This window comes from Blastomonas sp. CCH1-A6 (assembly GCF_001556365.1).
Lineage (GTDB): Bacteria > Pseudomonadota > Alphaproteobacteria > Sphingomonadales > Sphingomonadaceae > Blastomonas > Blastomonas ursincola.
In genome coordinates this window covers 1-17931 of sequence record NZ_LSIS01000476.1, presented here as the reverse complement: position 1 = coordinate 17931, position 17931 = coordinate 1, and the positions used below count along the sequence as shown (strand labels likewise).

The 17931-nt window shown below is 62.8% G+C and carries 20 protein-coding genes; 12 read left to right on the top strand and 8 right to left on the bottom strand.

Annotated elements, in window-relative coordinates; translation table 11 throughout:
* Positions 1–71 precede the first annotated feature (71 nt).
* The gene (locus AX735_RS21275; RefSeq protein WP_066284533.1) at positions 72–764 is read right to left on the bottom strand and encodes a VIT1/CCC1 transporter family protein; all 693 of its coding nucleotides are present in this window, start codon (positions 762–764) and stop codon (positions 72–74) included.
* Between the two features lie 193 nt (positions 765–957).
* On the opposite strand from AX735_RS21275, the gene AX735_RS21270 reads away from it, so the two are divergent.
* The 5 genes from AX735_RS21270 (at position 958) to AX735_RS21250 (ending at position 5681) form a co-directional block, all read left to right on the top strand.
* On the top strand, positions 958–2112 hold the full coding sequence (locus tag AX735_RS21270) for an aminotransferase (protein ID WP_066284532.1): 1155 nt from the start codon (positions 958–960) through the stop codon (positions 2110–2112).
* 121 nt (positions 2113–2233) lie between these two features.
* Positions 2234–4048 carry a site-specific integrase gene (locus AX735_RS21265; RefSeq protein ID WP_066284530.1) on the top strand — a complete coding sequence of 605 codons (1815 nt, stop codon included), beginning with the start codon at positions 2234–2236 and terminating at the stop codon, positions 4046–4048.
* Positions 4049–4137: 89 nt separating this feature from the next.
* A complete protein-coding gene (locus tag AX735_RS21260) occupies positions 4138–4917 on the top strand; it encodes a hypothetical protein (RefSeq protein WP_137860421.1) in 780 nt (259 codons plus the stop codon).
* A gap of 132 nt (positions 4918–5049) precedes the next feature.
* A complete protein-coding gene (locus AX735_RS21255; protein WP_066284525.1) occupies positions 5050–5355 on the top strand; it encodes a hypothetical protein in 306 nt (101 codons plus the stop codon).
* Positions 5352–5681 (top strand): hypothetical protein, encoded by a 330-nt coding sequence (locus tag AX735_RS21250; RefSeq protein WP_066284524.1) that lies wholly within the window; start codon positions 5352–5354, stop codon positions 5679–5681. Before AX735_RS21255 ends, AX735_RS21250 begins: the two co-directional genes overlap by 4 nt.
* A 123-nt stretch (positions 5682–5804) precedes the next feature.
* Here the strand turns inward: AX735_RS21250 and AX735_RS21245 are convergent, their stop codons facing one another.
* The gene (locus AX735_RS21245; protein WP_066284519.1) at positions 5805–6113 is read right to left on the bottom strand and encodes a hypothetical protein; all 309 of its coding nucleotides are present in this window, start codon (positions 6111–6113) and stop codon (positions 5805–5807) included.
* On the opposite strand from AX735_RS21245, the gene AX735_RS21240 reads away from it, so the two are divergent.
* Positions 6108–6611 (top strand): ATP-binding protein, encoded by a 504-nt coding sequence (locus AX735_RS21240; protein WP_066284518.1) that lies wholly within the window; start codon positions 6108–6110, stop codon positions 6609–6611. The genes AX735_RS21245 and AX735_RS21240 overlap by 6 nt on opposite strands.
* A gap of 43 nt (positions 6612–6654) precedes the next feature.
* A complete protein-coding gene (locus AX735_RS25405; RefSeq protein WP_137775812.1) occupies positions 6655–7002 on the top strand; it encodes a hypothetical protein in 348 nt (115 codons plus the stop codon).
* Positions 7003–7234: 232 nt separating this feature from the next.
* Here AX735_RS25405 and AX735_RS21235 read toward each other — a convergent pair whose 3' ends face one another.
* Both AX735_RS21235 and AX735_RS21230 read right to left on the bottom strand, forming a co-directional pair.
* Positions 7235–7552 (bottom strand): DMT family transporter, encoded by a 318-nt coding sequence (locus AX735_RS21235; RefSeq protein WP_066284517.1) that lies wholly within the window; start codon positions 7550–7552, stop codon positions 7235–7237.
* On the bottom strand, positions 7549–8838 hold the full coding sequence (locus tag AX735_RS21230; protein ID WP_066284516.1) for an NAD(P)/FAD-dependent oxidoreductase: 1290 nt from the start codon (positions 8836–8838) through the stop codon (positions 7549–7551). Before AX735_RS21230 ends, AX735_RS21235 begins: the two co-directional genes overlap by 4 nt.
* Before the next feature lie 111 nt (positions 8839–8949).
* Here AX735_RS21230 and AX735_RS21225 point away from each other — a divergent pair, with 111 nt between their 5' ends.
* On the top strand, positions 8950–9474 hold the full coding sequence (locus AX735_RS21225) for a TetR family transcriptional regulator (protein WP_202189637.1): 525 nt from the start codon (positions 8950–8952) through the stop codon (positions 9472–9474).
* Positions 9475–9813: 339 nt separating this feature from the next.
* On the opposite strand, the gene AX735_RS21220 is transcribed toward AX735_RS21225, so the two are convergent.
* The 4 genes from AX735_RS21220 to AX735_RS26545 form a co-directional block, all read right to left on the bottom strand.
* Positions 9814–11139, bottom strand: coding sequence for a hypothetical protein (locus AX735_RS21220; RefSeq protein ID WP_231750210.1), 1326 nt, complete (start codon positions 11137–11139; stop codon positions 9814–9816).
* The gene (locus tag AX735_RS27130) at positions 11072–11446 is read right to left on the bottom strand and encodes a DNA methyltransferase (protein ID WP_446471845.1); all 375 of its coding nucleotides are present in this window, start codon (positions 11444–11446) and stop codon (positions 11072–11074) included. The genes AX735_RS21220 and AX735_RS27130 overlap by 68 nt, the downstream gene beginning before the upstream one ends.
* A gap of 9 nt (positions 11447–11455) precedes the next feature.
* Positions 11456–11626, bottom strand: a complete 171-nt coding sequence (locus tag AX735_RS27125; RefSeq protein WP_446471844.1) for a hypothetical protein — start codon at positions 11624–11626, stop codon at positions 11456–11458.
* Between the two features lie 266 nt (positions 11627–11892).
* Positions 11893–12876 carry an SOS response-associated peptidase family protein gene (locus tag AX735_RS26545; RefSeq protein ID WP_231750209.1) on the bottom strand — a complete coding sequence of 328 codons (984 nt, stop codon included), beginning with the start codon at positions 12874–12876 and terminating at the stop codon, positions 11893–11895.
* 222 nt (positions 12877–13098) lie between these two features.
* Between AX735_RS26545 and AX735_RS21210 the strand changes: the two genes are divergently transcribed.
* From AX735_RS21210 to AX735_RS21195, 4 genes are all read left to right on the top strand, one after another.
* Positions 13099–14472, top strand: a complete 1374-nt coding sequence (locus tag AX735_RS21210) for an alginate export family protein (protein ID WP_082751241.1) — start codon at positions 13099–13101, stop codon at positions 14470–14472.
* 497 nt (positions 14473–14969) lie between these two features.
* Positions 14970–15188 carry a hypothetical protein gene (locus AX735_RS21205; RefSeq protein ID WP_066284512.1) on the top strand — a complete coding sequence of 73 codons (219 nt, stop codon included), beginning with the start codon at positions 14970–14972 and terminating at the stop codon, positions 15186–15188.
* A complete protein-coding gene (locus AX735_RS21200) occupies positions 15185–17596 on the top strand; it encodes a TonB-dependent receptor (protein ID WP_066284511.1) in 2412 nt (803 codons plus the stop codon). Before AX735_RS21205 ends, AX735_RS21200 begins: the two co-directional genes overlap by 4 nt.
* 12 nt (positions 17597–17608) lie before the next feature.
* Positions 17609–17931: MFS transporter (locus AX735_RS21195; RefSeq protein ID WP_202189636.1), on the top strand; the 323-nt coding region annotated here is incomplete at its 3' end.

Here is a 17931-nt window from a genome sequence, read left to right as displayed (position 1 = left end):
CATCACCTCGGTCGTCTTCATCGCTGCCAGCATCGGCCCCGGCGTCATCGTCTGATCGTCCTGAGGCCCGATTACACCGCAGCGCCGACCAGCCTGCCAATCCCCGCCGTCAGCGCCATGGCCAGCGCACCCCAGAAGACGACGCGGATCACGGGACGTGCCACCGGAGCACCCCCAGCCCGGGCGCTCACCGCGCCCAGCAGCGCGAGGAACAGGATCGATCCTGCCGCCTCGCCCATCACCATCGACCCCATTGGCAGCAGGCCCGCCAGCAACAGCGGCAGCGCCGCGCCGACCGTGAAGGTCAGTGCCGAGGCCAGTGCCGCCTGGAGCGGCCTTGCAGCCGTCAGATCGTTGATGTGCAACTCGTCGCGCGCATGGCTGCCCAGCGCATCGTGCGCCATCATCTGCGCCGCGACCCGATCCGCTGTCACCGGATCAACCCCGCGCCCGACATAGATCGCGGCCAGCTCGGCGCGTTCGAACTCGGGATCGTCCGCCAGTTCCGCCCGCTCGCGCGCCAGGTCGGCTGCCTCGGTGTCCGACTGGCTGCTGACCGAGACATATTCGCCCGCCGCCATCGACATCGCGCCTGCCACCAGCCCTGCCGCTCCCGCCACCAGCAGCGCCTGCCGGTCCGCGCCCGAGGCCGCGACGCCCAGAATCAGGCTGGCGGTCGAGACGATCCCGTCATTCGCCCCCAGCACTGCGGCGCGCAGCCAGCCGATCCGCGCGATCTGATGGCTTTCCGCATGGACGGGCATTCCCGGCTTGGCTGTTCTTGGCACTGGCTATCCCTTATCTGCATCTGGTGGCCAGTCTGGCGCAAAGCAGCAGACCGATCCAGAGGCGAGGCCCGGCCGCAACGATCAATTCCGGCACAACGGCTCTGGACAGAGGCAGCCATCGGATGCCAAGCCATCGCCATCCCCCCTGCCCGCCTGAGCCGGAGATGCCATGAATCCCCTCTATCGCGACATGCCGACCACGATCTTCGAGGCGATGTCGATGCGTGCGCGCGAGACTGGCGCGATCAATCTGGGCCAGGGCTTTCCCGATGGTCCAATCAACGTGGCAGTGATCGCGGCGGGCTGCGATGCGATGCACCAGCGGTCGAACCAGTATCCGCCGATGATCGGTCTGCCCGAATTGCGCGACGCTGTGGCAGGCTGGTACGCGCGGCACCAGGCGCTCGATCTGGCCGCCGACGAAGTGGTCGTAACCTCGGGCGCGACCGAGGCCATCGCTGCCGCATTGCTCGCGCTGATCGTGCCGGGCGACGAGGTGCTGCTGTTCCAGCCGCTCTACGACGCCTATCTGCCGCTGGTGCAGCGTGCCGGCGGGATCGCGCGCATCGTCGACATGGACCGGAAGAGCTGGCGCATCGACCCTGCCGGCCTGACAGCCGCGATCGGCCCGCGCACGCGGCTGATCGTGTTCAACGACCCGATGAACCCGCTCGGCACCTGCGCGCATCCGGACGATCTGGCCTTGCTCGCGCAGGCCTGCGTGGAGCACGATCTGATGGCGATCTGCGACGAGGTGTGGGAGGCGCTGGTCTATGATGGCGCTGAGCACCGGTCGTTGATGCAGCAACCGGGCATGCGCGAGCGCACGGTGAAGATCGGTTCAGCCGGCAAGATCTTCGGACTGACCGGCTGGAAGCTCGGCTGGATGTGCGCCACTCCGCCGATCGCACACGTGCTGGCCAAGGCGCACCAGTTCCTCACCTTCACCAGCCCGCCGCACCTGCAATGGGCGGTGGCCGAGGGGCTGAACGGCGAGGACGCCTGGATCGCGATGGCGCGCGCCGAGCATCAGGCGAGCCGCGACTTTTTCTGCGCTGGCCTGCACGCCATAGGCCTTGCCACCATCCCTTCGGCCGCGACCTATTTCGTGACCGTGGACCTTGCCGCATCGCAGGTGGTGATGGACGACGTCGCATTTTGCGAGGCGATCATTGGCAGCGCAGGCGTCGCCGCGATCCCGATCTCTGCCTTCTACGCCGAGGCCGCGCCCACCCATCTCGTCCGCTTCTGCTTCGCCAAGCACCGCGCGACGCTGCAGGCAGCGCTGGACGGGCTAGGCAAGGCGCTGCCCGGACTGCGCTGACTTGCCAAGACGGTAGAATTGGTCGGGGAGACAGGATTCGAATCTTATTGAGGGCTTGACACACTTAGAACCACGATTCGCAGTTTGCCTGGGGTTTTGCGACGAGCCGCTGTATATTTCGATGTATATTTCGGCCATCGACAGTTACGAGGCTGCCATGACAAAGCCACTCGGTCCCTACCTATGGGCAAGAAAAAACTCGCGCTTCATCTGGTTTCGGATGGCAGTGCCTAAAGTGGTCCAGCACCGCTACGGCACCAAGCCAATCATGGAGTCTCTGAACACTACCGATCCACGCGAGGCAGCGGTTCTCGCTGGCAAGAAGCGCGCTGAACTATTTGCACAATGGGGGCTACTCCCCGCCGCCGAAACTGTCCAACCTGCGGCTTTAGCCACCGTCCGGGAGCCGACCATCGATGAGTTGGAGGAGGCAGCCGTCATCATGGGTTACGATCTCCCGAAGGCCGAGGCTGACACGGCGCGCAACACGTTGAGGGGCAAAGGGCCGATCATGTTCCAAGGACATGTGCGCTGGACACAGATGGAGCTTGAGGACCACATCCGGGCAGTTGCGACTGGTGATTTCTCGACCGTCGAAGATGAAGCTGACGCGGTGCTGGAAGCATTAGGGGCAGAGGTTTCGCGAGGCAGTTCGCTACACAATCAGACTTGCGCTTTGATTTCCGAGGCACGCAGTGACCATCTTCGGGCTCAATATCGATTAAGTTCGACAGGGATAGAAGCTGAGCCATCGACACCCCTAGTCCGGCGCGTGAAGGATCGGGAGCGACTTCGTGCTACGCCGGGCGAGACGATTCTCGAATTGTTCGAGGACTACGCCAAGCAGCGGGTCGTTGAGGGCAGAAAGCGCCTATCTGGGATCGATCAGGATCGTATGGTGGTGACACTGTTCGCTGATTTCGTGGGACGCGATCGTGCGATCGGGTCTATCACTCGCGATGAATGTCGCGAATTCAGGAACACCGTCGCCAAACTGCCGCCGAATTTCGCGAAGCGCAACGACTACAAGGGCCTCGGCATAAGAGAAATCGCTGCCCAAGCGAGACAACGCTGCGAACCGACGCTGTCAGCAATTACTCGAGCCAGATATACATCCACCGTAGCTCCACTTTTCGACTGGCTCGTTGAAGAAGGCTATGCGGAGTCACAGCCGTTTCATGGCCTACACCAGCGGGTGCAGAAGCGCAGAAACCCTCGCCCACCTTTCTCGGCCAGTCAGATTGACACCATGTTACGCTCGCCGCTCTTCAAGGGCTTCTTGCAAGACGGCAAAGAGCACGTAGCTGGCCACCAGATGGCAGACGACTGGCGCAAGTGGATACCGCTCATGTGCTTGTTTACAGGTGCCCGGATCGGCGAGATTGCGCAGCTGCAACTCCGGGACATCGTAAGAGAACATGGAGTCTGGTGCTTTCACCTGCGGGACGACGAGAAGGCGGGACAACGGACCAAATCTGGCAAGAGTCGTATTGTGCCAATCCACTCGACGTTGATTGCAATAGGGGTGCTCGATTTCGTCGAACGGCAGCGCAAGTTATCCAAAAACAATGGCTACCGGCAGCTTTTCGTCGAGTTGCAGCCTGGCAAACGTGGCCAGTATGGCGACGAGCCGTCAGATTGGTGGCGCGACTATCTCACCAAGATCGGCATGAAGCAGAGTGGTGACGGCTATGGTGCTCACTCATTCCGGCATACGATGACGGATCAGCTGCGGGCTGCCGGTTTCCAGGACCGCGAGTTCGGCCCCCTGATTTTGGGCCATGCAGACACGATTACCACGACAGGGTATGGCACTATGCCCCAAGGCACAATCGAACGCCGTCGAGACATGATTGAGGCGGCCTCCTTCGTCCCGATCAGCGATGGCCGTGTAGTTGAGGGCGGGCAGCCGATCGATTTTTCGCATTTGCGGTGAAATGAGCGGTGTGACTATCAGGGTCATAGCAACGACGTGCCATCGGTGCTAACCGGCCCGCCCGCCATCGCGCGCAGCATTGTGAAGCCATGAAATCTCGTCGAAAAAGTGGAAATTTGCCTCCTCGCCAACGCAACGCTCGCAAGAAGCGGCGCGACGTCGAAATCTACCGAATACTGCGGCGTTTGAGGGCACGCGGCATCAGCTGGCATAACAACCTGAGACGGCCGATCGAGCCGCTATCAGTCTACATGGGTTTGGAGGGGGTGAAACCCAGCTGGAACAGGAGGCTTGCACCGTTCCCGAAGCGGACACAGGAGAACGGGCGCCCCATGCCCCACTGGGACGACCTGACCCTATGGCTGAAGGTCCAGCTGGCGGTCATGCTCATGGACGAGTGGTCCTTCCAGACATTCAACATCCACATCCATCCGAAGCTGGAAGCCAAGCTGGTAGCCCAGGGGAGAGACGTCCGTGCGGAGATCAGGGATAGGCTACGCAAGGAGCTGGCCGTTATTCGACCTGGGCTGGAGCATTTCTTCGTCATCGAGGGATGGAGCAAACTCACCAAGGCACCTACCATTCTGCACATTCATGGTGGTGCGTTGATTGACGCACCTGGTGACGGTGAGCGGATCAAAGACGCTGCCATGCGAGCAGCTGGCCAAGGTATTCGGGGGCATCCGGTGACGCGTCGGGCGAAGCATGGTGCCGAGTTCACCAGGGCTGGGCAGCGGTATGTCAACTACCTATTCAAGAGCGTGCGGAGACATGACGACCGCCTGGAAAAGCGCCGCCTGACCATGTCCCGATCCATCGTCGATGCGACGCGCGACTTCTGGCACGAAATCACCGGCCGGTTGGCCTAGCTCGTCCGCCGGCCGCGCCATTCTCATCATCATGGTGCAGGTAGGTGCACATGGCATAACGAGCCCACCAGCCTCCACTTAGATACTCGACCCATTGCCACCGCATTTCCCACCCGCATGCCAAGCGGGACCATGTCACACCAAGTCATCAACAACGACGACGAGGTCAACGACATGAAGCTTTTCAACGTTCGCAACGACAACACCGGCGAGGAGATGTGCATCGCCGCCACCGACATGGACCACGCATCGGCGGTCTATGTCACCTTCTGGATCGCGAGGTCCGGCGATGCACCTGGCAGGTTCTCGATCTGTCGGGGGGCTCCCGCCGACTTCAAGGACAACTTCACCGTCAAGACCGTCGAGCGTGGCGACGTCGCCGGTGTGATCGTGCAGCAGCTGGATGGTTCGATGCTCTTCGAACCGGCAACGGCATGAGCGTCGTCGGCTTTCCCGGCGGCAAGCGGGGCGGTGACAGCTACCGCACCTATCGTATGATCAGCCGGTCGCACGCTCCGGTGATCGTCCTCGCTACCCATCTGCCAGAAGCCATCGGCGTGCTGATGCGCTGGCGGGCCAAGCATGGGATCGGCGAGGTCGGTCTGTCGGTCGAACCTGGCTGGGGCAAGTCCCTGACGAGCGTCGGTCGCGCCCATGTCGAGGAAGCGCTCACACGGTGCAAGGGACCCTGCGTAGCGCATCGATACAGGGCAGACATCGGTTGGGAGCTGACCGCGCCAGAACGCGCTGAGAACGGCTGGTAGCGCCCCTGCGGAGCATCATGGGTTACAGTGCCCTCGGTGCTCCCGCGACGACGTAGCTCTCCCCCAAAACAACCCCGCCATGTTTCATCGCATGGCGGGGTTCCGTATTCACCGCACACCATCTCAGGCCGGGTTGCTGAACGTGTGCGACTTCGAGCAGCCGCTCGCTGCTGCTTCCCAGCCGCCTGCGGTGTCCCCGGCATCGGTGGAGAGGCAATAGCCGCCGCCATTGTCGCGGCCGTCCCAGAAGATCTTGCGGCCGTCGCGATAGACCTGGACCTGGTCGATCAGCATCGCATCGCCGCCATCGGTGTTGATGCGCACGGCGGTGATGATGTCGGTCGCGCTGGCTTCCACCTCGGCAGCGCAGCCGCTGGCAGTATTTTGAAGCTTCTGCCGGTTGAGCGCGGACGCCTGATGCAGGAGATGCACGACGGGATCGGTTCTAACCTCATCACCGCGCTTGCCGTCGCGCGGCAGCAGAACCAGCCGGACACCACGATCAAGACGCTGAGCCGGGCGCTGGCTGATCTCAAGATCACGGTGGACTCGCTCGAGCCGGTCGAAGGCGACCTCGTGGCGCTCATCGCCAACCTTCGTCACCGCATGGCAGGAGACCTTCGTGATGCCGGTATCGGCTGCAAATGGGAGGTCCAGCCCTGCGATCCGTTGCCGTGGCTCGATGCTGCCAACGCACTGCACGTGCTGCGCATCTTTCAGGAGGCGATCGGCAATGTGCTCGCCCATGCGGGAGCGACCGAAATCCGCATCGGCTGCCGCGAGGACCAGCGCGAAAGGATCGCCGGTGTCGCCGCCTATGTTGCGGACAATGGCCATGGATCAATCGACATGGCCTCGCGTCAGGCCGGCAAGGGTATCGCCAGCATGAAGGCCCGCGCCTCGTCGCTGCATGGCCATCTGGATTGCTAGGCCCGTCCGGGAGAGGGAACGCTGATCCTGCTGTGGCTGCCCTATGTGCGCACCATGGCACGGCAAGGAGCATGATACTTGTGGCGGTTGGGAGCACAGGACTTTGGTCGCCTGCGGCGGCGATAGGCAAGCCAGTCGGACCGCGGCAGCAAAACTCAGCTTTCCGCTGTTTCTGCCCTACACCGCCGCGCCCGCAACGCCGCAGAAAAGCTTGATTTTCTCGAAGTCAGCGTGGTTGAATGCCTCATCCGACGGCATGGAGGTGCGCTTCGCCAGGTTGAATTTAGTTGCTGTTTTGTTGACGGAATTCGGCGTTTTTAATCAACTTTTTCGATCAATAGCAGCTTGCCTGTTTCTGGCTTACCCCGAAAACCTTGCATCAAAACGGTAATACAAAACCACCTTTTTTATGTTTTTGGTGCACCGAGCTTATGCAAGCTCTACGCCGCTTCGGGTTGATCCCGGCACCCCTCGGTAGGGTATTCCATCATCACCATCGTCAAGCTCATGCGCACGCAGCCACCACACACGGCGTGCAGTTCCATGGGTAAAACCGCAGCCGAGCCTGGTAGCGGTCAGGATGATCGCAGATGTCCCAGGCAGGCTGCGTGCGCCACATGCGTTCAATGCGCAAGTTTCAATGTCACGACACCGGCAATGATGAGCGCGACGCCCGCAAAGCGCATAAGCGACGTGGGGTCATTATAGATCAGCACGCCAACCAAAAACGTGCCCGCAGCGCCGATACCAGTCCATATGGCGTAAGCCGTGCCGATGGGGATGGTGCGCTGCGCCAGCCATAGCAGGACGCCACTGATCGCCATGAAGGTAATGGCAATGGCGATCCCGCTTATGCGGGTTGCAGGGGTTTGCGCCATTTTCAAACCGACGGGCCAGCCGATTTCAAACATGCCAGCGAGCACGAGATAGAGCCAACTCATGACGATGCCTCCTTGGTCACCAAGGGTTTTTGTGCGGTCGCGCTACCTCGCGTGAGCAGCCTCGCGATCCGCCCATGGGTGAACCAGGCATAGCTCCACGAAAGATAGACCGAGCTGCGAGACCGGAAGTCGATGAGCAGGAACAGATGCACCATCGACCATAACAGCCATGCAACAAGGCCATTGACCTTGAGCCAGCCAAAATCGGCTACCGCCTGCGACCGGCCGATCACCGCCATCATGCCCCAGCTGTGATAGCGAAATGGCCTTGGCGCCCGGCCATGGCTCAGCTGCGCGCGGATCATTCTCGCAACGTGGCGGCCTTGCTGCTTTGCGACCGGGGCAAGGCCCGGCAATATGCTCCCGTCAGCGGCGGTCTGACTGGCGGCATCTCCGATCGCGAAAACGGCATCATGGCCGGGCACCCGGCAGTGCTCATCGACGATGATCCCCCCGTTTGATGCGGCTGCTGCGCCGATCCATTTTGCAGCCGCACGTGCCTTGGTGCCGGCGGCCCAGATGATGGTCGAAGCGTCGATGCGGCCGTCTCCAAGCCATAGGCCATCGTCCTCGATCTGCTGCACAACAGCACCGAGTTTGACCTCGACGCCCAGCGCGGCGAGTGCTTTGAGAGCATGAGCCGATTGCTGCGGACAAAAGGGGCGCAACAGACGGCTGCCTGCCTCGGCCAGGATGATGCGGATCTCCTGCGGGTCGATGCGTCGAAAATCGCCAGCCAGGGTCGTCCGCCCGAGCTCGGCGATGGCGCCCGCCATCTCCACTCCGGTCGGCCCTCCGCCAACAACGACGAAAGTCAGCAGTCGCGCACGTTCGGCAGGATCGACCTCCAGTTCTGCGCGCTCGAATGCTGCCAGAACGCGCTCGCGGATCGTCAGCGCATCATCCATGGTTTTGAGCACCAGTGCATGCTCGGCCCATTCGTCATGGCCAAAGAAGCTGTAATCGGCCCCTGTTGCAATCACCAGGAAGTCGTAGGCGACGTGCCCACTCTGGTCCGTCAGCACCACCGACCGGCTGGTATCCACCCCTATGACATGGTCCATCAGCACGCGCACATTGTCCGACGAGCTGAACAGACTGCGTGTCGCGGTTGCCGTGTCCGATGGGTTCAGCGCCGCTGTCGCGACCTGATAGAGCAGCGGCTGAAACAGATGATGGTTGGATCGATCGATGATCGTCACTTCAGCATCGGTGCCCTCAAGGCCGCGTGCTACGGCGAGTCCGCCAAAGCCGGAACCAACTATCACTACCTTGCGGCCAACCATGCCTGAATCTCCTTCCGAATTTGACATACGATCGTATTTGAAATATTTCAATACCACCGTATGAAAAAAGGAGTAGGCATGGGACGACGACCCTCAATCGATCGCGACCAGGTGCTGGCAATTGCCGACCAGATCGTTGCAGATCGCGGTGCGGCGGCGCTGACCATTGACGCAGTCGCTAAGGCAGCGGGCATCAGCAAGGGCGGCGTGCAATCCTGCTTCGGCACCAAGGAGGCGATGATAAGCGCTCTCCTGGATCGCTGGGTGAACGATTATGCCGACGATCTGAACGCGGCACTGGAAGGCGTCGGCGAAGTATCCCCGGAGAGGCGTATCGCTGCGCACGTAGCGATTGCACTCGACGAGAACGCTGACAGCTCGGCAAGATCCGCTGCGCTTGTCGCGGGCCTCATTCAGACCCCCGATCATTTGGGGTCTGTCCAGTCCTGGTATGCTGAGCGGTTCGCCGATCTGCTTGAAGGTGGAGCTTCGGCCCGAGCACTGCGGATAGCCTTGTTGGCAACCGAGGGTGCGGTGCTGCTCCGCCATTTCGGACTGGCAAAGCTTGATGGCGAGCAGTGGGAAACTTTGCGCGCCGACATCGAAGCGCTTGTGGATGGCACGGCGAAGAATTGATCCTCGGCGGGTGTAGGTCGGGCATGGTGCGGAAGGCTTGAAGATAGCCCAGGGCGATGCCACGCATCGCCCTGGGCCTCCTCATCGTTCATCAGATGGCCTGATGCTTTCACAGGGTCGCAGTCGTGGCCGCGCTGCCTTTGACGTCGGCTATGAGAGCGTCTCGCAGTTCGCCCGCGAATACGGTCGGATGTTTGGGACGCCGCCTGCTCGCGACGTGCGGTCAGCGCGCGAGAAGGTCAGGCTGGCAGGTTGAACCTCGGTGGCGTCGAGTTATGCCGGGCGCGCCTTAAATCATGCGCTAACTCCCTGCACATCGCGTCTAATGAGAACTGGCCCTCAAGCGATCGCGATGTCGATCTGCCTGCTCACGCCGCCGTCGCGGTCACGCTCGGCCCAGAGGAACACAACCGACCCGTTGCTGATCTCCTGCAACCGCGCCCCGATGTTGCGCTTCTCGAGGCTGTCGCGGTTATCGGTCCGGTCCTCGCCCTTATACTCGACGATGAGCTTGCGGCCGTCGATCAGCTCGGCGACGAAATCCGGGTAGAACATGTCGGTCGAGGTCGGCAGGGCATAGGACCATGCTGTCCGGTCCACATTGCGAACCCAGTGCTTCACGGCCGGATGGGCATCAATCTGCATGGCGGCCTGCCACTCCTCGCCGCCATGCTTGAGATCGCCGACCTGGGCGAACAGGTGCTTATTCGGCTTCCAGTTCCCGACATAGGGCGTCCGGGGATCATAGCCTCGCTTCGAGAAGCTGAACCCATTGTCGCCCAGCGCCAGCACCGGCGCGATGTCGGTCATCAGCATCTGCACGCCGCGAATGCCAGCCTGCTCACGCAGATCCTTGACCCGCGCGATGATCGCTCGGCGCAGCGCGAACTTGCCACGCACGAGCTGGGCCAGCGGTATGCGCTCGGCGACGCCCGCCACCACGCGGCGGCAATATTCCAGGAAGATCGGCTGGGCCACGTCGCGCTGCCGGGTCGTGCGGTCGAGCCAGCGAGAAAGCGCCGCTACATCCCAGTCGGTCGCATCGTCGAGCGCCAGTTCGGCGGTCGCATCGATGCGGGTATAGACCACCCGGTCACCCTCGACGTCCATTTCGAACGTATCGGGCCGCTCGGTCAGCGCGAAACCAGGAAGGCTGGTATCGACCTGGCTCAGGTCCCACCCACCGACATCGACCAGCGTCTCGGGGAAGACGATCTCAATCTGACCGTCGTCGCCCTCGATGGCGAGGCGTGGAAGGGTCAGCACCTCACCCTTCTCGGCCGGTGACAGGCTCTCCGCGCGGCGCGCGATGAACGCCTCGACGGCCGTGGTGGGATTGGTCGTGCCCGCGCTGATCGCGGCGGCGACCTTGAGCAGCACCTCATCCGGGGCATCGGCGTTGAAGGTGATCGCCACCCCGCCCTGGCCATCGTCGGCCATGCGCGTCGCTTCGACCATCTCGGGGGTCCAGTCGCTCTGATCCGGGCGCTCATGCACGCTCAGCACCGGCAGCACTGGTGCGGTGAACAGCGGCTGGTCCTCGCGCCACTCGAACGCTTGAGGCTGCTCGACAATCGCTTCCAGCGCCGTGCGCTCGTCAAAGCCCATCTCGGTCAGCCGGTCCTTCAGCCCCTCTGCCGCCTCGAAGAAATTGCGCTCGGACACATGGGCATATGTGATCGTGCCGTGATGAGAACAATCTCGAGTCCATCTTCGGGCTATCGGATTTTTCCCACACGACGTTCGCAATGAAATTTCGCCGCCCGAACACTTCGTCCATAATGACCTTGAGGTAGTGCCCCTCGTTATCGTCGATCGAGACCCAGATGCTCCCGTCCTCGGCCAGCAGATCGCGCAACAGCACCAGCCGGGGGTAGATCATCGAGAGCCACTGACTGTGCTCCAGGTTGTCGTCATAGTGCTCGAACGCGGAGCGCGTGTTATAGGGCGGGTCGATATAGATGCACTTCACCGCGCCCTTTTAATAGGGCAGCAACGCCTTGAGCGCGTCGAGATTGTCGCCCTGGATAAGCATGTTGCCCGACGCCGAATCACCGCCGTTGAGCTCAGGCACAGCTTCCAGCAACCGATACGGCACCTGCGCCGCCGCACGCACATCTTCACCGCGCGTCATCCAGTCCAGTATCGGCACTCGCCCTCCTCAATAACGCCATGGTGTGTGCTGCCAGCCTTAGCCGCCGTCCCCCCGCCGCGCCAAGCAAGAAGTTCAGCCCCTCGCCTCATCATGCCACAGGGGGCTGCCGGGACATGGATGATGCGGCGCTCATTCCGTAATGATGCCTGCCCATGGATCGCCAAAGCGAGATGTCTTAGAAAATCCGCGTCCCCCATATCCGGGTGCAGCCTATCAGGCGGGTAGCCACAGGAAGAGCCATCCACCGGCCCGGCGACACAAGCTCACCGCCGTGCCCAAAGCTCCTTGGTCGCCTCCACGCACATGGCATCCGTCGGGAACGGCCGGTCGAACTGATACAGCTCCTCGAGCGGCGCGGTGAGCCAGGTCTGCCACTGGTCGGGCGTGAGGATCACCGGCGATCGGTCGTGGATGTGCTCCAGTTCCGGCGCGTTCTCGGTCATGACGCCGGTATAGACCTCGCCCCACTCGTCCGATGTCCGCCAGAGGCCCGCCCAGGCGAAGATCGGCTTGCCCTTCACCGACAGCCAGGTTTCGGTCATCTTGCCCGGCGTGCCGACGGCCTCGGCATAGCGCGCAGCCGGTATCAGGCAGCGATGCTCGGGCAGCAGAGCCCAGCGCTTCCAGAAGGCGCCCAGCTTGTCGAAGCGCGCATTGTTCACCGGCTTGGGCTTGAGCGGTTGGCCCTTCTTGCCACGCAGCACGACGGGGAAGCCCCAGGTCATCTGCTCGAGCACCATCTGGCCGTCATGCTGCCGCACGACCCAGCCGGGTTCCCTGGGGTGCACCGTCGCCGGTCCCTCGTTGAATGCACGCAGCACCTTGGCCGAGAAATGATCTTCGATGCGCTGCCGTTCGCCCGGCTGGTAGCGATTACACATGCAGGGAAGCTGCGGGGTGCCGCTGCCCATGTCAATGTCGGGGGCATAAGCTCGAGCCCAGCGTGCCCGCTGCTGAAGCGAGGGCCGGGGCTGCCGCAGCACGAGATACCAGGTGTCGAGCAGTCCCATAAGGATGGAGATGCGGTGGTCGTGCCCGCCCTGTTCGGAATAGGCCCATGCGACCGGATCGTCGATCGTCTGCCAGAAGCTGCTCGCCTGCCAGTCCGCTGCCACACCACCACGCACCAGCCAGCTCAGCGCCAGCCGATGGCCCCATGTGCGGTGGACGGCACCGCATTGCGCCTGCGCGACAACGTCCTCGAGCGTGCGCATGGCGATGGCGGTGACGGGATCATGGGTGGGCATGGGTGAAGCTGAATCGCATCACCCAATTAGAACAAATAAGGAACATATCTGTCAATCCGCGCATACCCATTTATTCTCTACCAAACTACATGACAAAACGATTGCACTGCGCCTCGAATCGCGGCAAGAACTAAGCACCGGGTTAGTGCGACCGCCCGGTTAGGCGCAGCGCGCGCTCAGGGGTTGCTTCATTTCATGGCCGGTTTGGCCACGATGAGGCTTATGTTTCAAACATTTCTGCGCACTGCCGCACCGGCTGCGCTGCTTGCTGCCTTCCCATCGCCCGTGCACGCCAAGCCACCGCGCTTGCAGGACGCGATCGGCAATCCATCCGACATCAAGGTCTCAGGCAGCATCCGGCTGCGCTACGAGAGCCTGACAGGGCAGCCGCGGATCAACCTGCCGCCGCAGGACGAGCAGATTGCAATGCGCTCGACGCTGCTGGTGGAATTTGCGCCGTCGCCTGGGCTGCGGATCGGCGCGGAGGTCTTCGACAGCCGTGCCTGGCTCGGGCGACCCGGCTCGTCGGTCAGCGCCAACGATGTCAACACGCTCGAGCCCGTGCAAGCCTATGTCGCGCTCGATCTCGAGCCGGGCAAGGGCAACAAGCTGACGCTCGAAGCCGGTCGCTTCATTCTCAACCTGGGGTCTCGGCGGCTGGTGGCCGCAGACGATTACCGCAACACCACTAACGGCTATACCGGTCTGCGCGCCGACCTGAAGATCCGCAGCGGGCCGCAGGCAACGTTCATCTACACTCTACCCCAGATCCGCCTGCCCGACGACCAGCCATCGGTGCTCGACAACCGGGGTGCGCTCGACAAGGAGAGTTTTGATCTTCGGCTGTGGGGCGGCCTTGTCTGGCACCCTGATGTGATCGCCGGGATCATGGCCGAAGCCTCGTATATCCGTTTGCAGGAGAGAGACTCGCTGCGCCGTGCGACGCGCGACCGCAATCTGCACACCTTCGCTGCGCGGTTGATCCGCGAACCCGCGGCAGGCAAGCCCGACTTCGAGGTGGAAGCCGCCTACCAGTTCGGCGAGGCCAGCGAGACGACGCGCACGACCGCCCCGCTGCTCGATGTCAGTTCGTGGTTCGCACATGCCGATGCGGGATATACCTTTCCTGGCCCAGCGCGGCTGCGCATCTCGGTCGAATACGATCATGCCAGCGGCGATGCCCCCGGCGGCAAATATGGCCGGTTCGATACCCTTTTCGGCATGCGCCGCGCCGATTTCAGCCCGGCCGGCGTTCTGGCGGCGATCGGCCGGAGCAATATCGACAGCCCCGGGGTGCGCATCGAGGCCGCTCCCGGCAAGCGCCACGACGGCTTTGTCTCCTATCGCCCGATGTGGCTCGCAGAGCGAGCGGACAGCTTCGCCTCCACCGGCGTCCGGGACGTGCGGGGACGATCGGGTAGCTTTGCCGGACACCAGCTCGAAGGTCGGGTGCGATACTGGTTGGTGCCCGGCAGCCTGCGCAGCGAGCTCAATGCGTTTCTGCTGGCAAAGGGACAGTTCCTGCGCGCAGCCCCGAACGCGCCGGCGACTGGCGATACCCGCTATATCAGCCTCGCGCTGATCGCGACATTCTGACGGGCAGCGGAGCCATTGCAAGGCAACAAGCACAGCTTTCAGGGTAGAGCAGAATTTGTTGTGCGGCACCGGGCGCAACAGGCTTGACCCCACTTCTCAACCAATATAGTTATGAATGTGCGGATGGATAATCCCATCCGCACTATGGCCCCAGCGGCCCGCGGCGTTTGAATGGGAAGCAGCTTGCTCCGCGTTACCAACGGCTAAAGCGCGCGATGCTGAAGGCGACAGCGCCAGGCACCGTGTTCCCCCCACGTCTCTTTGGGGAGAAAACGATGCGAACGATCATGTGCAAGACCTGACAGACTGAATCGCTGTTCAGCGCGTCCAACCGCACGCCGCAGCTTTCGGACACGATCAACCAGACCCTGAACCGGCCACGGGTGCGACCCTGGCGCGGCCCGTCTGTCCACGTTCGCCTGATGCACGGCCTGCTCACCTACCAATACGATTGATGGCGTTTCCCCGTCTGGCGTCGGGGGAGCGAACGGTGCCTTATGCCTATCCAGCCTGCCTTCACTACCGCCGACCTGGCGAAATACCCCGTCTCGATCCAGCAGAGCCTTGCTGCTCTCTATGGCCCTTTCCCCGAGCCGGTCGGCTCGACCCCGCGCGCGCCGGTCATCCTCAAGTTCCCCGACCCCTGCGCCGATGATGCGCGTGACGAAGGCACTTCGATTGTCCCTGTCTCCGCAACCCGGAGGCGCGCAGCATGACCTACACATCCAACCGCAACGCCCGCTTGGTCCGCAAGCGAGGTCTGGCCGCGCTGCTCGGCAGCACTGCGCTGTTCCTGACCGCAGGGCCGGCCTGGGCTGCTGAAGACCAGCCCGAGAGTAGCGACACCTTGGCCGAAGACGCCGAAGCCGCATCCGCCGCGATCGTGGTCACAGCGCGCCGCCGCGAGGAAACGGCGCAGGATGTGCCGATCGCGCTCAGCGTCGTGGACAACAGCCAGCTCGAGGCGACGGGCAATTTCACGCTCGGCCAGATCCAGCAGCTCGTCCCCAGCTTGCAGATCTTCAGCTTCAACCCGCGCAACACCAATGTGAACATCCGCGGGCTTGGCTCCAACGTCGCGCTGACCAATGACGGGCTCGAGAACGGCGTCGGCTTCTATATCGACAATGTCTATTATGGCCGCGTCGGCCAGTCGCAGTTCGATCTCGTCGATCTCCAGCAGATCGAGGTGCTGCGCGGGCCTCAAGGCACCCTGTTCGGCAAGAACACCACCGCCGGCGCGATCAACATCACCACGCGCGCACCGGTGTTCGATTATGAATTCCAGGGCGAGGCGACGGTCGGCGACTATGGCTATCATCAGGTGCGCGGGTCGCTCTCGGGGCCGCTGATCGGCGATGTCGTCGCCTTCCGCCTGAGCCTGGCCGACACGCACCGCGACGGCTTCCTGTACAATGTCACCACGCGGCAGGACGCACAGAATTACGACAATTTCACAGCGCGCGGCCAGTTGCTGATCCGTCCGGCGAGCAATCTCGACATCAAGCTGATCGGTGATTTCTCCCGCCAGAAACAGGATTTCGTGCTCAACGTCTTCGCCGGGATCTTCTCGAACTACGATAACGGCGCGGTCATCCCGAACAACTTCCTGCAACGTTCGGCGCGTGCGGGCTACACGCCGCTGCCGATCGATCCGTTCGCAAGGCTGGGCGATTCCAACTCGCCCTTTCAGTCGAACATGGACAGCTATGGCGCGTCCGGCCAGATCGACTGGAACCTGGGCGGCGCGGCGCTGACCTCGATCACCGCTTATCGCTGGTGGGACTGGAACCCGGCCAATGACGGCGACGCGACCGCTTTGCCGATCATCACTAAAGCGCAGCAGGCCAACCGCCAGCGCCAGTTCAGCCAGGAAGTGCGGCTCGCCTCGACGGGCAAGCGCACCATCGATTATGTCGTCGGTGCCTATTATTTCTGGCAGATCGTGCGCGGCTTCGGCGCAACGGCCTACGGCGCCAATGCGGCCAACTGGAACCTGCCGACGGTCGCCGCAGCGGTGGGCAATGCCGCGCTCAACGGGTTCGAGGCGAACTCGATCTCGACACCCGAGACCAAGAGCCTCGCCTTTTTTGGCCAGGCGGACTGGAACATCACCGATACGCTCGCGCTGACCGGCGGCCTCAGGTTCACCAACGAGAAGAAGTCGGGCGCGTTCAGCCAGTTCCATGTTGCGGGCACCAATCTGGCAACTCTGCCGACAGCGGTGGCGACCGCCGCGCTCGCGATCCGCAACCAGTTCAATCCCGTCACCAGTTTCGAGACGAGCTTCACCGACAACAGCCTGTCAGGGCTGCTGAGCCTGTCATGGAAGCCGACACCGGCCGTGCTGACCTATGCCACCTACTCGCGCGGCAACAAGTCGGGCGGGCTCAATCTCACCAACCTGCCGGCCGGGATCGACCCCGACGTGCGGCCCGAGAAGATCGACAATTTCGAGCTGGGGCTGAAGAGCCAGCTCTGGGACCGGCGGGTCACCTTCAACCTCGCGGGCTTCTGGACCGAGACCACCGATTACCAGACCGCGATCACCGAGCTGACGCCGGGCACGGTCAACGTTCGCCAGTATATCGCGAATATCCCCAAGGTGCGCTCGCGCGGGATCGAGGCCGATCTGGTCGTCGCGCCGAGCGAATGGCTGAGTTTCACCGCCTCGGGCTCCTATGTCGATGCGACCTTCCGCGATTATCGCAACGCCCCGCAGGCGCCGGAGAACCTGAACCTTGGCGGCATCCAGGACCTGACCGGACGGCAGATCCCCGGCGTGCCCAAGTTCACCTACACGCTGGGCGTTGACGCCTCGCAGCCGCTGTTCGAAAGCGGCGGGCATACCCTGGAGCTCTACGGCCATGCGGATTTCTCGCATCGCTCTTCGCTCAACACCACGGTCAGCCTGTCACGCTATGGCGAGGTCGAGGGTTACGGTCTCCTCAATGCGCGCATCGGCGTGCGGCTTGCCGATGGTTCGATCGACGCCTCGATCTGGGCGCGCAACCTCACCGACACTGAATATTTCCAGACGCTGAGCCCCGGCAATACGGGCGCGATCACGGCAATCATCGGTGAACCCCGCACGATAGGCGTCACGCTGCGCACCAAGATCTGAAGGGACACGACCATGGCCACGATCTTCCCGTTCCCGCACACATCATCCGCAGCCCCAGCGACGGACGAGAACCGGCTATCGGCCTGGCGGTTGACCCGCTTCTCGGCCATCGCGGTCCCGGTCGCCGCAGCGGGCCTGCCGCTCGGCGTCTATCTGCCGCCGGTCTATGCGCAGGACCATGGCCTGTCGCTGACCACCATCGGCCTGATCTTCCTGGTCGGCCGGTTGTGGGATGCGCTGCTCGATCCGTTCATGGGCGTGCTCAGCGACCGGACGCGCTCGCGCTTCGGGCGGCGCAAGCCCTGGATCGCGGCGGGCGGACTGCTGTTCGCCGG

Coding starts and splice junctions, on each gene's coding strand:
- AX735_RS21200 (WP_066284511.1), top strand. CDS start 15,185: ATGACCTACACATCCAACCGCAACGCCCGCTTGGTCCGCAAGCGAGGT.
- AX735_RS21255 (WP_066284525.1), top strand. CDS start 5,050: ATGTCACACCAAGTCATCAACAACGACGACGAGGTCAACGACATGAAG.
- AX735_RS21205 (WP_066284512.1), top strand. CDS start 14,970: ATGCCTATCCAGCCTGCCTTCACTACCGCCGACCTGGCGAAATACCCC.
- AX735_RS21270 (WP_066284532.1), top strand. CDS start 958: ATGAATCCCCTCTATCGCGACATGCCGACCACGATCTTCGAGGCGATG.
- AX735_RS21265 (WP_066284530.1), top strand. CDS start 2,234: ATGTATATTTCGGCCATCGACAGTTACGAGGCTGCCATGACAAAGCCA.
- AX735_RS21250 (WP_066284524.1), top strand. CDS start 5,352: ATGAGCGTCGTCGGCTTTCCCGGCGGCAAGCGGGGCGGTGACAGCTAC.
- AX735_RS21240 (WP_066284518.1), top strand. CDS start 6,108: ATGCACGACGGGATCGGTTCTAACCTCATCACCGCGCTTGCCGTCGCG.
- AX735_RS21230 (WP_066284516.1), bottom strand. CDS start 8,838: ATGGTTGGCCGCAAGGTAGTGATAGTTGGTTCCGGCTTTGGCGGACTC.
- AX735_RS21275 (WP_066284533.1), bottom strand. CDS start 764: ATGCCCGTCCATGCGGAAAGCCATCAGATCGCGCGGATCGGCTGGCTG.
- AX735_RS21260 (WP_137860421.1), top strand. CDS start 4,138: ATGAAATCTCGTCGAAAAAGTGGAAATTTGCCTCCTCGCCAACGCAAC.
- AX735_RS21210 (WP_082751241.1), top strand. CDS start 13,099: ATGTTTCAAACATTTCTGCGCACTGCCGCACCGGCTGCGCTGCTTGCT.
- AX735_RS26545 (WP_231750209.1), bottom strand. CDS start 12,876: ATGCCCACCCATGATCCCGTCACCGCCATCGCCATGCGCACGCTCGAG.
- AX735_RS21235 (WP_066284517.1), bottom strand. CDS start 7,552: ATGAGTTGGCTCTATCTCGTGCTCGCTGGCATGTTTGAAATCGGCTGG.
- AX735_RS25405 (WP_137775812.1), top strand. CDS start 6,655: ATGTGCGCACCATGGCACGGCAAGGAGCATGATACTTGTGGCGGTTGG.